At 53.5% G+C, this 15438-nt stretch carries 16 protein-coding genes and 1 tRNA gene; 9 read left to right on the top strand and 8 right to left on the bottom strand.

Going from position 1 to position 15438, the window contains the following annotated elements:
- The first annotated feature begins 27 nt into the window (after positions 1 to 27).
- The 7 genes from dinI to JJB97_RS13690 all read left to right on the top strand — a co-directional run bounded on the left by dinI (position 28) and on the right by JJB97_RS13690 (position 4413).
- A complete protein-coding gene (gene dinI, locus JJB97_RS13720; RefSeq protein ID WP_238714559.1) occupies positions 28 to 270 on the top strand; it encodes a DNA damage-inducible protein I in 243 nt (80 codons plus the stop codon).
- Complete coding sequence (locus JJB97_RS13715) at positions 251 to 457, top strand: hypothetical protein (RefSeq protein ID WP_238714558.1); 207 nt, start codon at positions 251 to 253, stop codon at positions 455 to 457. The genes dinI and JJB97_RS13715 overlap by 20 nt, the downstream gene beginning before the upstream one ends.
- A gap of 71 nt (positions 458 to 528) precedes the next feature.
- On the top strand, positions 529 to 783 hold the full coding sequence (bssS, locus tag JJB97_RS13710) for a biofilm formation regulator BssS (protein WP_238714557.1): 255 nt from the start codon (positions 529 to 531) through the stop codon (positions 781 to 783).
- A 793-nt stretch (positions 784 to 1576) separates the two neighbouring features.
- A complete protein-coding gene (locus tag JJB97_RS13705; protein ID WP_238714556.1) occupies positions 1577 to 2146 on the top strand; it encodes a cytochrome b in 570 nt (189 codons plus the stop codon).
- Positions 2146 to 2718, top strand: a complete 573-nt coding sequence (locus JJB97_RS13700) for a YceI family protein (protein WP_238714555.1) — start codon at positions 2146 to 2148, stop codon at positions 2716 to 2718. The genes JJB97_RS13705 and JJB97_RS13700 overlap by 1 nt, the downstream gene beginning before the upstream one ends.
- A 286-nt stretch (positions 2719 to 3004) precedes the next feature.
- The gene (locus JJB97_RS13695) at positions 3005 to 3925 is read left to right on the top strand and encodes a Kdo(2)-lipid IV(A) acyltransferase (protein WP_238714554.1); all 921 of its coding nucleotides are present in this window, start codon (positions 3005 to 3007) and stop codon (positions 3923 to 3925) included.
- Positions 3926 to 4050: 125 nt separating this feature from the next.
- On the top strand, positions 4051 to 4413 hold the full coding sequence (locus JJB97_RS13690; RefSeq protein WP_238714553.1) for a MysB family protein: 363 nt from the start codon (positions 4051 to 4053) through the stop codon (positions 4411 to 4413).
- Positions 4414 to 4421: 8 nt separating this feature from the next.
- Here the strand turns inward: JJB97_RS13690 and JJB97_RS13685 are convergent, their stop codons facing one another.
- From JJB97_RS13685 to mdoG, 3 genes are all read right to left on the bottom strand, one after another.
- Positions 4422 to 4643: a YceK/YidQ family lipoprotein gene (locus tag JJB97_RS13685; RefSeq protein WP_263457968.1), complete on the bottom strand. Its 222-nt coding sequence runs from the start codon at positions 4641 to 4643 to the stop codon at positions 4422 to 4424.
- A 325-nt stretch (positions 4644 to 4968) separates the two neighbouring features.
- Positions 4969 to 7473, bottom strand: a complete 2505-nt coding sequence (gene mdoH / locus JJB97_RS13680; RefSeq protein WP_238714551.1) for a glucans biosynthesis glucosyltransferase MdoH — start codon at positions 7471 to 7473, stop codon at positions 4969 to 4971.
- 4 nt (positions 7474 to 7477) lie between these two features.
- On the bottom strand, positions 7478 to 9031 hold the full coding sequence (gene mdoG / locus JJB97_RS13675) for a glucans biosynthesis protein MdoG (protein WP_238714550.1): 1554 nt from the start codon (positions 9029 to 9031) through the stop codon (positions 7478 to 7480).
- Between the two features lie 254 nt (positions 9032 to 9285).
- On the opposite strand from mdoG, the gene mdoC reads away from it, so the two are divergent.
- A complete protein-coding gene (mdoC, locus tag JJB97_RS13670; protein ID WP_238714549.1) occupies positions 9286 to 10470 on the top strand; it encodes a glucans biosynthesis protein MdoC in 1185 nt (394 codons plus the stop codon).
- Here the strand turns inward: mdoC and JJB97_RS13665 are convergent.
- From JJB97_RS13665 to ghrA, 5 genes are all read right to left on the bottom strand, one after another.
- Positions 10467 to 11951 (bottom strand): phospholipase D family protein, encoded by a 1485-nt coding sequence (locus JJB97_RS13665; RefSeq protein WP_238714548.1) that lies wholly within the window; start codon positions 11949 to 11951, stop codon positions 10467 to 10469. The two genes, mdoC and JJB97_RS13665, sit on opposite strands and share 4 nt — an antisense overlap.
- Entirely contained in the window at positions 11893 to 12426 is a 534-nt protein-coding gene (ymdB, locus tag JJB97_RS13660) for an O-acetyl-ADP-ribose deacetylase (RefSeq protein ID WP_238714581.1), read from the bottom strand. Before ymdB ends, JJB97_RS13665 begins: the two co-directional genes overlap by 59 nt.
- A 270-nt stretch (positions 12427 to 12696) precedes the next feature.
- Positions 12697 to 13257, bottom strand: a complete 561-nt coding sequence (locus tag JJB97_RS13655) for a TorD/DmsD family molecular chaperone (protein WP_238714547.1) — start codon at positions 13255 to 13257, stop codon at positions 12697 to 12699.
- Between the two features lie 20 nt (positions 13258 to 13277).
- A complete protein-coding gene (locus tag JJB97_RS13650; protein WP_238714580.1) occupies positions 13278 to 14015 on the bottom strand; it encodes a phosphatase in 738 nt (245 codons plus the stop codon).
- 50 nt (positions 14016 to 14065) lie between these two features.
- On the bottom strand, positions 14066 to 15004 hold the full coding sequence (ghrA, locus tag JJB97_RS13645; protein WP_238714546.1) for a glyoxylate/hydroxypyruvate reductase GhrA: 939 nt from the start codon (positions 15002 to 15004) through the stop codon (positions 14066 to 14068).
- A 283-nt stretch (positions 15005 to 15287) separates the two neighbouring features.
- Here ghrA and JJB97_RS13640 point away from each other — a divergent pair.
- Positions 15288 to 15375, top strand: a tRNA-Ser gene (locus JJB97_RS13640).
- Positions 15376 to 15438: the final 63 nt, after the last annotated feature.

Here is a 15438-nt window from a genome sequence, read left to right as displayed (position 1 = left end):
AGCATCAAGGACAGGGGGGGAGTCATTATGCGTATTGAAGTCACTATTGCCAAAACCACTCAGCTACCCAACGGCGCCATTGATGCGCTGCGCGAGGAATTGCTACGCCGCATTGAAAGCGCTTTTCCGGATATCCCGGGTGAGGTGCAGGTGCGTTATGCCACCGGTAATAATCTTTCGGTTATGGGCGCCAGCAAAGAAGATAAAGCGCGCATCAGCGAAATTTTGCAGGAGACCTGGGAAAGCGCTGATGACTGGTTCTACCATTGAGCAAGCCGTTTTTTATCCGCCGGGTTTTACCGCTCGGCGTTATATTTATAACCCGTACCGTTTATTCTTTGTTATTTTTAGTTTCTTTTCAGTTGATGCGTTTTTTTTATCCATTTTAATCAAAAAAAGCGCAACGCCGGAGACTGAATATTTTCCAGGCGACGTGGCTGACTTTTCTTTGATATAATTATTCTGCTTTACAATAAAATGCATTGACCTCATTGTCCGTTGTCGTAAGCACGTATTAAGGAGGTTAGGATGGAAAAGAACAACGAAGTAATCCAAACGCACCCTCTTGTGGGTTGGGACATCAGCACCGTAGACAGCTACGATGCGCTAATGCTGCGCCTCCACTATCTGACCGCCAATCAGGCACAACCGGAAGAAACAGAAATCGGCCAGACGCTATGGTTAACCACCGATGTCGCCAGGCAGTTTATTTCGATTCTGGAAGCGGGTATCGCTAAAATTGAAGCTTGCGAATTCCCGGATAACGATTTGCGAAAACATTAACGCCGTTTTTCCTTCAATACCTGAAAACAGGGCGCCATCGAGGCGCCTTTTTAATTATCAGGCTGTTTGACATATCCGGCTTAACGGAGCTGATGAAATCGCCCGCGCCAACCGGACTTATGCGTTACGGTTTATTTATTGCAGGAAGCGGCCCGAATGGCGCGCCATGCTTACGGTAAAGGCGCCGGCTATGTTTTCGCTATTGCGCAGACGCCAGCGTACCGCGCAGCAAGCACGCGTTCGAAGCGCTGCTGCGCCTGCGTATGAAGCTGACTGCGCGCAGTAATGTAAAAGGCTCGCTCATGCCATGCGCCAGATGAGGCTGTCAACAAACCGCCGGGCCGAATGGTGGCGGCGACATAACCAAAAGTGAAATCAGGCGGATAAACAACCGTTTTTCTCGCCTGTTTATCAAACCGAAATCACCCACACTTTCCGAAAAAATAGCGGCTTTCCCCCTGTAAGCGCCTCCTTTTGTCCGTTTGCTTTCCCCCATTGAATTAACAAAAGTATCAAAAACAGGCGGCGCCTGTGCAGGTTAACGTTCGGCTTCTGCTTATACGTATATTTTACAGCAAATTATTCGATGCTTTTGCAACAACCAAATTGCCTTCAGAAAGCTGCGCTGCGGCCTGCACATATAATTCATACGGTAAGACTGAAATAAATCGTCAGTTTTAATCAAATTTTATGAAGAAAAAACCTAACTTTGGGCAAGCGTTATTTTTTTGTTGCAATTATTTTAGTCTCGCGCCAGATTAAGCCGCATGTGCTTTATTCAGGTATGAAAATAATGCAATGGCGTAATTCAAAAGACAGATATGGACATCTTGCTATCCTTTTACACTGGATAATCGCAATAACGCTTTACGGCATGTTTGGGCTTGGGCTGTGGATGGTGACGCTTGGATATTACGACAGTTGGTATCACAAGGCGCCGGAACTGCATAAAAGCATTGGCATTCTGCTTCTGCTCGCGATGATTATCCGGGTTGTCTGGCGCTGGATATCGCCGCCGCCGCCGGCGTTAAGCAGTTGGTCGCATTTTACCCGCATCAGCGCCGCTGTCGCCCATATACTGCTTTACCTGCTTATTTTCGCCATTATCTTTACCGGCTATTTGATTTCCACTGCCGACGGGAAACCCGTTAGCGTTTTTGGCTGGTTCGAGGTTCCTGCCACTTTCAGTGATGCCGGAGCACAGGCGGATCTGGCTGGTGAAATCCACCTCTGGCTCGCCTGGAGCATTGTACTGCTGTCAGTCGCGCATGCGCTGGCCGCACTGAAACATCACTTTATTAATAAAGACGGCACCCTCAGAAGAATGATGGGAAAACCGTCACCTGATCATGGAGTAAAATAATGAAAAAAAGCCTGCCGGGAGTCGCCCTGAGCGCACTGATGCTTATGAGCGGCTCTGCCGTTGCCGCAGATTATAAAATCGACACAGAAGGCCAGCATGCCTTTGTTAACTTTCGTATTCAGCATCTCGGCTATAGCTGGCTATACGGAACCTTTAAGAACTTTGAAGGCGCCTTTACTTTTGACGAAAATAACCCTGCGGCCGATAAAGTCAACGTCACTATCAATACCGCCAGCGTGGACACGAATCACGCGGAGCGCGACAAGCACCTGCGTAGTAAAGACTTCCTGAACAGCGCCAAATATCCGCAGGCCACCTTCACCTCAACAGAGGTGGAAAAGAACGCCGACGGGTTGAACATCACCGGTAATCTGACGCTCAACGGGGTCACTAAGCCTGTGAAGCTGAACGCAAAACTCATCGGGGAAGGGAAAGATCCGTGGGGCAATGAACGCGCCGGTTTTGAAGCCCAGGGCAAAATTCATCTCAAGGACTTCAACATCAGTAAGGATTTAGGACCCGCTTCACAGGACGCCGAACTGATTATTTCGGTCGAAGGCATCCGCCAGTAACGTGAGTGGCCCCGCTCTACAAGCGGGCCATCTACGCTTGCAGAGGGCCGGATATCCGGCCTTCATGCGTCGTCCTGGCGCCTTTATTTCTTCGTTCAAAACGCGGATATACAGCCTGGCAAGCGCTTAGTTCCTGCTTTGGGCGAGCATTAACCTGGCGCAGCAACTTAAATTCTCCCTTTCTATTCACGCTACCTTTTCATCACAGACACACTGAGATTTTGGCTAAGCGACAAAAAATGTCACAATACCCGTTTTCCGCGTTCGCTCTGAAGACAGGATTTTCATGACGCATTTACCCCAATTTTCCCGTGCCCTGCTGCACCCACGCTACTGGCCGCTATGGCTGGGCATCGGTCTGCTCTATCTGGCCGTACTTTTACCCTATCCTGTTATACGCTACATCGGGCGCGCGGCCGGGCATCTCGCTATGCTGTTTATGAAACGCCGCGTTCACATCGCCCGGCGCAACCTTGCGCTCTGTTTTCCACAAATGAGCGAAGCAGAACGCCAGCGTATGGTAAAACAAAACTTTGAATCCGTGGGGATGGGCGTACTGGAGACCGGCATGGCCTGGTTCTGGTCGGATGCGCGTATCCGCCGCTGGAGCGCTATTTCCGGGCTTGAACCTGTAACCGAGCTGCACGCGCGCAAGCAGGGTATTTTATTAGTCGGCATTCATTTTCTTACGCTGGAGCTGGGCGCGCGTATATGGGGCCTGCATACGCCAGGCGTGGGCGTCTACCGCCCCAACGATAACCCGGTGATTGACTGGCTACAAACCTGGGGGCGCCTGCGTTCCAATAAGGATATGATTGACCGTAAAGATGTCAAAAGCATGATCCGGGCCTTAAAAAACGGCGAGATAATCTGGTACGCGCCGGATCACGATTACGGCCCGCGCACCAGCGTCTTCGTCCCCTTCTTTGCAGTTGACCAGGCAGCCACCACCTCCGGTACCTGGACGCTGGCAAAGTTATCCGGAGCCTGTATTGTGCCGTTTGTTCCACGCCGTAAAACCGACGGTACGGGCTATGAACTGATAATACTGGAACCTGAATGCCAGCCGCCGCTGGAAAGCGCAGAGGCCACCGCCGGGTGGATGAATCAGGTAGTTGAGCGTTGCATTATGATGGCGCCAGAACAGTACATGTGGCTTCACCGCCGTTTCAAAACGCGCCCGCCAGGCGTTCCATCACGTTATTAACCCCCCGGCGCCCCCAGGGGCGCCCTTTTTTCACCAAAAAATTCCCTTTATGCGCATTGATTCCCGAAATATTCGTCTATTCTTTCCTGGAATATCCATTTGTGGTTCCGCTCAGGGAGAATGCTATGTCTATGTTTACTACGCTTGAAGAAGCGGTCGATGCCGCACGTGAAGCGTTTATCGTCGACAACGGCGATGATGCTATCGTTGAGCAACTCGGCCTGCAAAAATATATCCTGCAGGACGGCGATATAATGTGGCAGGCTGAGTTTCTGACCAGCGACAGTGAAGGAGGAGAATGTCTGCCCATGCTAACCGGCGAAGCCGCGCAAAGCGTGTTCGACGGAGATTTCGACGATATCGTACTTATCCAGGAGTGGCAGGAGGAGAATACGCTGCACGAATGGGATGAAGGTGAATTTCAGCTTGAGCCGCCGCTGGATACCGAAGAGGGGCGAACCGCTGCCGATGAATGGGATGAAATCTGAGAGCTGAGCTATTCATAAGGCCCGTGGTGGGCGTCAATCGGCAATAGTAGCGTGTCGAACACCAGCGACAGCGGCAGGTCAAGCACGGTAACGTAGCGCCACGGGGAGTCTCTCAAATCCCACTGTACGCCAGGGTAGTACTGGTTACCGTGTCCCTGCCCTGGAACAGTACGGCTGATAATGCTGCCACAGCCGCTAAGCAACACAGCTAACATGGCGATAAATATCATTTTCACGACCCGCCCCCGCTGTCCATAAAGCCCGTTTATCCCAATATAAAAGCCACGCGCCGGCGGGTTTTTGCTCACCACTTTCATAAAAGCATCCCGGCCGGCAATCTCAGAAACAAAGACGGCTGCAATGTGAGTAAAAGCCCGCATCCGGATTGATGACAAGCGAGGCCAAAACCAGGCATTGCCTCGCTTGTGTATAACAGCTACAAATCAAAACTTTGATCGGCCTGCTTTTTTGGCATTTCGGGACGAAATGGTTCAGCCCTTTGTTTGTCAACGCTATCAACGCCGGCAGAAACCTGCGTTGATAACCACATATCCCTTAGCGCTGCGTTTTTTCCGGTACCCGGTAGTGCTGTAGCCAGGATGAATAGCGTTCTGGCGAGGCCCATACGCGATAGTGCAGGCGCGCCAGGGTCACCGGATCGTTTAACAACACCAGCCGACGCTCGCGGGTAAGTTTGTCCGGCGTTTCGTTAAGCGCCTGCTCTACGTGGCGATCCCGGGCAATCTCCAGCACCTGGCTTGCGCGGTGGCGGGCTGTCGCCATCGCCGTCGCCAGCGCATTTAGCGCCGGATTAAAGACCGCCTGTATGAAGCCCGCTTTCAGAGCGCGTTCGCGATTCAAAGCAAGATATCTGTCAGTAGCAAGCAGCACCTGCGGCACGGCATACTCTTCAGGAATGAGGAACAGCTTCCAGCGCTTAGTGCGAAGCCCCACGGTAGCACGGCTGGAGATAACTGACACAAACGGCGAGAGGATCAGCGAGAAAACGATAGGCGAGAGCCAGATCAGAAAGCGCAGATCCAGCACCGCCATACCCACTGCCCACACCAGACCCAGCAGTAACTGGGAGCCGTGGCGCATAAATGCCTCGCCCCACGGCGTAGAGTCGTCGTCGCGCTGCGGTGAATTCCATACCACTTCCCAGCCCAGGAACGCGCTGACCACAAATACGGTGTGAAACAGCATACGCACCGGCGCAAGCAGTACAGAAAACAGCACTTCCAGCAGCAAAGAGAGCGTAACGCGGAAAAAGCCGCCATATTCTTTAGCGCCTTTACACCAGATAAGTATCACGCTCAACAACTTAGGCAGGAACAGCAGCACCATCGTTGAGGCAAACAGCGCGATGGCCAACTCCGGGCGCCACTGCGGCCAGACCGGAAACAACTGGCGCGGCTGAAGGAAGTACTGCGGTTCGGTCAGCGCATGCACCACCTGCAATGCGGTCGAGAGCGCCAGGAACATAAACCAAAGCGGAGCAGACAGGTAAGACATCACGCCCGTTAAAAACACGGCACGATGGACCGGGTGCATGCCTTTGACCAGAAACAGGCGGAAATTCATCAAATTACCATGACACCAGCGGCGGTCGCGCTTTAGTTCATCAAGCAGATTTGGCGGCAGCTCTTCATAAGATCCCGGCAGGTCATAGGCGATCCACACTCCCCAACCTGCGCGTCGCATCAGCGCGGCCTCCACGAAATCGTGGGAAAGTATAGAACCGGCAAACGAACCTTCGCCCGGCAGCGGCGCCAGCGCGCAGTGTTCAATAAACGGCTTTACGCGAATAATGGCGTTATGACCCCAGTAATGGGATTCGCCAAGCTGCCAGAAGTGCAGACCAGCGGTAAACAACGGACCATAAACGCGGGTAGCGAACTGCTGGCAGCGCGCATACAGCGTATCCATACCCGACGCGCGCGGCGAAGACTGAATAATCCCGGCGTTCGGATTCGCCTCCATCAGGCGCACCAGTTGCGTCAGGCAGTCGCCGGTCATCACTGAATCGGCGTCCAGCACGACCATATAGCTGTACTGGCTGCCCCAGCGGCGACAAAAGTCGTCAATATTGCCGCTTTTGCGCTTCATACGCCGGCGGCGGCGGCGGTAGAAAATTTGCCCTTCGCCCTGCACTTCAGCAATCAGCTCCATCCAGGCCTTTTGCTCGGCCACGCAAATATCCGGATCGTAACTATCGCTCAGAATATAAACATCAAAGTGCCTGTGCTGCCCGGTGGCTTTTACCGATTCCCAGGTCGCCCGCAGGCCTGCGAAAACGCGGCTGACGTCTTCATTACAGACAGGCATAATAAGCGCGGTGCGGTGCGCCGGGTTCAGCGGTTCATTGCCCGCCGTTGAGGCGGAGATACTGTACTTATCACGGCCGATTAGCAACTGAAGGAACCCCATCAGCGCCGTCCAGAAACCTGCCGATACCCAACAGAACAGGATAGCGAACAGAATCAGGATGCCGCTTTGCAGCACGTAGGGCAGTAGCTGCATAAACGATACCCACAGATCCTGTCCGATCATATCTGTGGGGTTAATCAATGCCCACCCCTGATACGGCAGGATAGTTTTCATATACCAGGTCGCGACAGCCGTCTGCGTCAACGTTAAAATCAGTAATATATAGCGACGGATTGACCCCACCGTGCGCCATTTTTGTTCGCTGACCTGTTCCTCTTTTGATAACTCATGCTGGCGCGGCGACAGATTGCGTCCGCGCAGGCGAGCCCAGAAGCGACCAATGGGGTTGGTACGCCAGGGTTCAGGCACCATCGAAGAACGGTGAATTTCCGGCATGGCGCGAAGCTGGGTACGCCCTTCGGCATCTTCATCAAGTTGGTTGCCGCCAAGCGAAGCCGGCCAGGCGGCTTCCAGACGCTGCCTGACCGACCCAAGCGGGCTGTCGTCGTCGCGGGAGTACTGATGCGCTTTGCAATCGAGCGCCCTGTGTACGCTGCCGATATCCGTATCAGGCAGCTTCGCCGCCCGCTCTGCGGGCAGCCCAAGCGCTTCTACGTAATCCTGATTCATTGATTTACTCATTTGCAGGTAGCTGATAGCTCCAGGTCTCACTCAGGGTTTTATCGCCGTTAACCAGCGCGGCGCGCATTTCGGTGGTCTTCTTCTCATCTTTCAACTTCACGCGCAGGATCAGGCGCCAACCTTTGGTCACGGGATTGTAGCGCACGCTATTTTCAACGATTTCACCATTATCGCCGATGCTGGCCTGAGCCGAGACGGGCGTATCGGCTGCGAGTTTGCTCATCTCATCCCCCGCAAAGTCGACCACAAACGCGATAGTGCCGTCCGGCTGACGAATGAGATTAGCCTGTTTTACATCACCGGTGGAACGACGGGTCTGTTGAACCCATGCGCTACCTTTACCATGCAGCTTATTTTCATCGCGCGTAAAAAGAATGGAATATTTGAAATTCATCTCTTTACCTGCCGCAGGTAGCTGCTCCGGCGTCCAGAACGCAACAATATTATCGTTGGTTTCATCACTGGTGGGAATTTCCACCAGCTCAACACGTCCTTTGCCCCAGTTGCCTTTCGGGGTAACCCAGGCGCTCGGGCGCAGATCGTAGCGATCGTCAAGATCTTCATAACGGGAGAAATCGCGGCCACGCTGCAACAGGCCGAAACCTTTCGGATTTTCAGTGGTGAAGGTGCTAACGGCCAGATGTTTCGGGTTGTTTAGCGGGCGCCAGATCCATTCGCCGTTACCGGCCTGGATAGACAAGCCGTTGGAATCGTGCATTTCAGGGCGATAGTTTGTTGTCGGCGACGGCTGGCTCGGCCCAAACAGGAACATACTGGTCAGAGGCGCGATACCAAGCTTACCCACCTTGTCACGCAGATAAACTTTAGATTCGACATCCACTACGCTATCGCGGCCCGGGCGAATAATAAAACGGTAGGCGCCCGTCGCGCGCGGCGAATCCAGCAGCGCATAAACAACCAGCCAGTTGTTTTTCGGCTGCGGACGCTCTATCCAGAATTCACGAAAACGCGGGAACTCCTCGCCGGAGGGCAGCGCGGTATCAATAGCCAGCCCACGCGCGGACAGACCATATACCTGGCCTGCGCCAATCACGCGAAAATAGCTCGCGCCGAGCATGCTGACTATCTCGTCGTTTTTACCTTTTTTATTGATCGGATAGAGCACTTTGAAACCGGCGAACCCCAGCCCCTTTACGGCATCTTTATCATGATTTATGTTGCCGAAATTGAAAAAATCAGGGCTGTATTTAATTTTTCGCACCGCAGTAGCAGTCACTTCGTTAATTGTCACCGGCGTGTCGAAGTACATGCCCTGGTGGTAAAACTCAAGTCTGAAAGGGGTATTCAGTTTGGCCCAGTATGCTTTATCGTGATTAAACCGGATCTGCTGATAATCCGCATACTTCATATCACGGAAAACAGAAGGAAGGTTGCTTTTCGGCGCTTCATAGCTTTTTGCGGCCAACGACTTCGCCTTGTTTGCAACGTCATCGATAGAGAAGGCCCAAACCGAAGTGGTATAAAGGGACAGTAATATTGCAGCACCTAACCAGCGCAGTTTTTTTACTTCTGGTTTATTTTTCATAAAAATCAGCACATCCCCCTTTGTGTGCTAAGGTCAATCCGATCCATTCTAATGGATACTCCCGCTTTCCGACAACCTTATCACGGACTGGTTCACCCTCGCGGACACGGCGCGATAGCGAGAGTTTAAAGTTTATACGTTTCCCAATATCCTGGAGACAGCATGCGTGGGTTAGTGTAGGGTTAGCGGCCTAATGTAGCCCTTACCTACATTAAAGTTAAGATGATTAGTCCGATATTCAGGTGTAGAGCGAGATGAGTAATATACCGGCGCAACGTGAGTTTTTCCTGGATTCGATAAGAGCCTGGCTGATGTTGCTGGGCATTCCTTTCCATATTTCTTTGATTTATTCAAGCCACCACTGGCACGTCAACAGCAACGAACCCACCTGGTGGTTAACGCTTTTTAACGATTTTATCCATGCTTTCCGGATGCAGGTTTTCTTTGTTATTTCCGGCTATTTTTCTTACATGCTTTTTTTACGCTATAGCCGCGCTAAATGGTGGAAAATACGCGTGGAGCGTGTTGGCATACCTATGCTTACCGCCGTTGCGCTATTGACGTTACCGCAATTTCTTATGTTGCAATATGTTTCAGGAAAATCTGAAAGATGGCCGCAACTGGGTTTTTATGAAAAATATAATACCCTGGTATGGGAATTGGTTTCACATCTGTGGTTTTTACTGGTGCTGGTTATTTTAACTACGCTTGGCGTATTTTTGTTCAGGCGCTTAAATCAGCACGCTGTCGCTAAAAATACCTTTTCGATGATAAAATTATCAGCGCTATTTTTAGTATTCGGCGTTATCTGGGCATCGCTACGTCGCGCGCTGCTAATTGTTTATCTTCCCATTCTCAGCGACGGTTTGTTTAATTTTACCATTATGCAAACGCTGCTTTATTTACCGTTTTTTATGCTCGGCGCGGTCGTGTTCAAATACCCGGCGCTTAAAATGCGTTTTATCACGCCTTCGCCCGGCTGCTATTTCGGCTCAGCGCTGGCGTTCGCGGCCTATCTGCTTAACCAGCGCTACGGCAACGGCGCCGGTTGGATGTACGAAACCGAATGCCTGATACTTATGCTGATGGGCCTCTGGATGACCAATGTGGTGTTCTCGCTCGGATACCGTTTCCTGAATACGCATTCGCCTGGCGTGACCTATTTCGTGAACGCATCGCTGTTTATCTATCTGGTTCATCACCCGCTGACGCTGGCTTTTGGCGCTTTCATCACGCCGCATATCCCCTCCAATACGCTGGGTTTTTTAGCCGGACTGGTCTTTGTTATCGGCATTGCCCTTATCCTTTATGAACTGCATTTGCGCGTACCGCTTCTGCGTTTTCTGTTTTCCGGTAAGCCGCAGGCCAGGCGCGTCAACGCCCCTGCATGCAACGAAATTTGCCGACAGGTCAACGTCGGGGATACGAACCGACGCTAAAGCAGCCATTCCACCGGCAGACGCGCGGCAATACGCACCACCAGCCGTTGCCAGAAACGCGTCTGCGGCTCCTTTTTCAGCACGATTTCATCGCCCCCGTGGCGTTCAATCCAGTTAATACGCCGCCATTTGTCCAGCCGCAGCTCCCATGCCGCAGCGCTGCGGCTGCGAATAAAGCGTTCATGAATACTTTTCGCCAACGCCTGACTCTCAATCACAAACCCCATTTCCGTATTCAGCATCGCAGAGCGTGGATCAAAATTAAACGAACCGATAAACACCTTTTCACCGTCAACGCTGAAGGTTTTAGCATGCAGGCTGGAACCGGAGTTCCCGGTCAACCCTCTGTCATGCACCTCGCCCGGGCTGCACTGCGGCTTCAATTCAAACAGCGCCACGCCGGCGCGCAGCAACTTTTTACGCCAGCGCGCATAGCCTGCGTGAACGGCAGAAACATCATTCGCCGCCAGGGAATTAGTGAGAATGGCAACTTTCACTCCGCGCCTTGCCAGCATCATCAACTGCGCCACGCCGGAACGGGTTGGCACAAAATAAGCGGAGGTAATATCGAGCTGGGATGTCGGCTCTCCCACCACTTTCATCAGGCGCAACCCCAGCAAAGAGCGCAGGCGCGCCTTCCCCTCCCCTTTACGCGGGTCGTCACTCAGTAAACGGGTTCGCGCCCAAATCATTTTTAACTGCCCCGATTCAAGCTGGCTGACAAAGTGCGATGTCCGCAGCCGCTCCAGGTAACGCTGCGCCATCGGCGTGGACTGCTCATCGTGTACAAGCTCCACGCGCCGGGTCAACTCTTCATCGTTGAGATTAAGCACCTGCCCCAGCGTTGCCACCGAATCGGATGACCAGTAGCGCTCAAAATCATCGCATACGTCGGCTACCACTGGCCCAACGGCGAGCACATCCAGATCGGTAAACAGCGGTTGCTCGCCGGCGCCAAAATAGGCATCGCCCACGTTGCGCCCGCCCACTATTGTTACCTCGCCATCTACGGTAAAGCTTTTGTTATGCATACGCCGGTTAAGGCGTGCAAAATCGGTGAGATAGCCCAGCATTCTCAGTGAACGAAAAGAAAAAGGATTAAACAGGCGGATTTCAATATTCGGATGCGAATCCAGCAGGCTAAGTATGCTGTCCATACCCGGCGTGTTGTTATCGTCAAGCAGCATGCGCACCCTGACGCCGCGCCTGGCGGCGGCAAGCAGCGCGCCGAACAACAGCCTCCCGGACAGATCGTCTTCCCAGATGTAGTACTGTACATCCAGCGTGCGTTCAGCCATGCCTGCCAGTTGATAACGGGCAGCAAACGCGTCAAGGCTGTCATCGAGCGAATGAATGCCGCTCAGGCCGTCATGGCGCGCGGCTTCAGACGCGATGGCGCGACCAGCGCGCGGGGCGCGGTCGTTACTCTTCAGCGGTCTGCGCCAACAGGCGTCGGTAAAGTCGGGTGTTTTCTTCGTCATAGCAAACGAAGTATACGTGCTGCGGCAGACGGTGCGTCCGCAGAAAATGCCTCACAACGTTCAGCGCTATCTCTGCGGCCGCCGGGCGAGGATACCCCCAGGCGCCGGTGCTAATAGCGGGAAACGCAACGGTGTGAAAGCCATTGTCGCTCACCAGTTGTAAACTGTTGCGGTAAGCTGAAGCCAACAGCGCCTGCTCCCCCTTGCCGCCGCCCTGCCATACAGGCCCAACGGCATGCACGACCGCCTTTGCAGCCAGAGCGCCTGCGCCGGTAATAACCGCCTCGCCGGGCGGGCAGTCGCCGTGACGCTGGCGAATTTCCCGGCATTCGGCAAGCAGCGCCGGGCCTGCCGCACGGTGAATAGCGCCGTCCACGCCGCCGCCGCCCATCAGTGAACGATTTGCCGCGTTCACAATGACCTCGACGCGCAGGCGAGTAATATCGCCTTCAGCCACACTGATTCGCTGTTGCATCATATCCTCCTTCTTACTTTGTTTAGCATAGCCTGCAAATTGCACGCCCATGAAAAACAAATAACGCCTCATGGCGAGCCGCCAGAACACAATCCGCCCGCCTGATAAGAAGTGAAATTACCTGCGTTAAACAAAACGACATTTAATAATGGGTTTCACACGGCTGGTTCTGAGAAGGGTTTATTTGTAACGTTTGAAATAAAAGGATAAGCGGCGCATTAAGAAAGGCGCCACGCAAACGCCTTTCTTACGCACAACAACGGCGGAGGGTTACTCGTCCTGGTCCGCATCTTCCTGTAACTCTTCCCACATAGCGTTGACCGCCTCGCGGCTCATCTGCGCCAGGGTACGCCAGAACGCCGAGGCGGCATGCGCTTCAACTTTTCCCTGAAAAGTTTCATGCCACGGCAAAATATAACCGGCGAACAGGCGCTCAAGCGCTTCGCTTTCATCTTCCTGTTGCTGGTCTTCCAGCCAGGATGCGGCGAGCAGCAGCGCGCCAAAATGGTCGGCGGCGCCTTCCCCTGGCGGCATACCGCGCGATTTCAGAAAGTGGCGAACCTCGTCGCCCTCACCCCCGGCTACCCACGCCGAACGATACGGCGGCACGCGGCAATCAGCGCCAACAAAGAGCGCGTTATAATCGGCCGTCAGCTCATCCATATCACAGCTCTTTTGCAAACGCGCCAGCAGATCATCCTGCTCAAGCGGCCAGTTTTGCGCCAGCTTCCCCTGGCGAATCAGGGCATAAAGCGGCTCCAGTAGCGGATCCTGCGGCTGACGGTAATAAAGAGAGCCAAGAATACGGCAAATAATGGAAAACTCATTCATCAAAACATGTCCGTTTCAGTTCACAGAGCCGATAGCTCGGCAATTGGCGCTTTACCACGCGCTTCCAGAAAGCTAAGCAGGCGGCGCGGCGAGACGTTAAGTATGCGATCGTCCGGAAACGCAACTTCATCGAGGATTTTTTGGCACTCGCTGAACTCGCCAAGCGTGAAGGCGGTGTGTGAATCAGAACCGAGCGCCAGCCAGCCGCCCGCATCACGTACGGCCTGGGCAATAGCGCGACAGTTCGGCGCGCTGCCGGCCCGCGAATGCATAAATGAAGAGTTGTTCAGCTCCAGCGCCACCTGATAGCGGGCTGCGGCAGCGGCAATCGCCGGGATATCAACCGGATATTTGGGGTTGCCAGGGTGGCTAATAATATGCACATTGCCGCTCGCCATAGCGGCAATCATCGCTTCCGTGTTGCTCGCCTTATCCTGCGGGGCAAGCACCGGCTCGTGAAACCCGGCAATGATCAGATCCAATGCGTCCAGCATGGGGCCGGTACAGTCGATTTCACCGTTGATATTTTTAATATTGGCCTCAATGCCACGCAAAATTCCCACCCCCTCCACCATTCGGGGCCAGATCCGCATATTTATAAAGTGCCAGTAGTGCGGGGCATCTGCCATATCAGGGCCGTGATCGGTGATGGCGAAAAGCGTAATGCCTTTTTGTTTCGCCACGGCGATATAGTCGTGAAGCGTGCTGTACGCATGGGTGCTGGCAACAGTATGCATATGCAAATCAACGGGGTACATCATTATTCTCCTTTAAAACTTTTTATCCGCCAAACGTTGAGCGTAACGATTCAGTAACCGCGCTGCCTGTTAACCAGGCCGTCGGGCTGTTCGCCCTGTTCCCGTTTACGGATAGCATCGGCAATCCACGCTATCGCCAGCGCAGGGCGCGTAACGGCAGCAACGTGCGGCGTGATGGCCACACGCGGATGCACCCAGAGAGGGCTTTCTGCGGGAAGCGGTTCCGGAGAAAAAACATCCAGCGTTGCGCGCCTGAGTTTACCACAGTCGAGCGCAACCAGCAGGTCATCCACCACGACATGCGCACCGCGTGCGACATTCAACAGGAAAGCGCCATCCGGCAGTTGCGCTAACAGCGCGCCGTTAATTATTCCAGCCGTATCCGGCGTGTTAGGCAAAAGGTTAATCAATACGCGGCTGCCGCCAAGGAAATCCTTAAGTTGTTCGGCCCCAACAAAGCTGGCAATGCCCGGGAAATGCTTCACCGAACGACTCCAGCATCGAACCGGGAAACCCCATACTTGCAGACTGGCGGCCACCTTTGCGCCCAGCACGCCCGCGCCGAGAATACCGACGGTAAACGTTTCGCGTTCAAACGCGTTAAGCGGCTGCCATATCCCCTGCGCCTTGAGATCCTGATAATCATCAAAACGACGAAACCAGCGCAGCACCTGGCTTACGGCGTATTCCTGCATCTGCTGCGCCATGCCGGTATCTTCAAGACGAAACAGCGGCACGTCATCACGCAACATTGTCGGATGCGCGCGTAGCTGATCCATAATGGCATCGACACCGGCTCCAAGCGCAAATACCCCTTTCAGGCGGCGCCCTTGCAACATTTCCACCGGCGGTTGCCACACCAGCGCATAATCAGCATGGCGATCGTCTCCCGCTTGCCAGACGCGCACGCGCGCCTGCGGTAGCGCATACCGTAATAGGTCAGTCCATTCAGCAGCGCTGGACGAAGGGTGCCAGAAGATAATATCCATGTATTCTCCTCGGGGTTAACTGAGGCAGGTTGCATCAAACGGTAAGAATATAAACGGCTACCGGGCCAGCCACCGTTGCGCAACAGTTTATGCCGTCTGCCGGCTATTTCATTTACCGGGACGTACTATAATGCGCAAATTGAACACACGTGTTGTATTTTTTAGCGGCAAATCGCGCGAAGTTTAGCTGAACGCGAGCTGAAGCCATAAATTTGCGTTGACGGCCCAGGCGCTTTCCCCTAAATTAGCGCCGGTTCACGCTACGGCGGGGACAACACAATACGGTGAGGTGTCCGAGAGGCTGAAGGAGCACGCCTGGAAAGTGTGTATACGGCAACGTATCGAGGGTTCGAATCCCTCCCTCACCGCCATATTCAGATAAAAAAGCCCGCTCAAAGCGCTGAGGAATCCCCAGTAATGGGCGGGTAAAAAAG

This window comes from Tenebrionibacter intestinalis, assembly GCF_016632365.1.
Classification (GTDB): domain Bacteria; phylum Pseudomonadota; class Gammaproteobacteria; order Enterobacterales; family Enterobacteriaceae; genus Tenebrionibacter; species Tenebrionibacter intestinalis.
The sequence above is the reverse complement of the archived record's forward strand: the minus strand, read 5'-3'. Positions and strand labels throughout refer to the sequence as shown.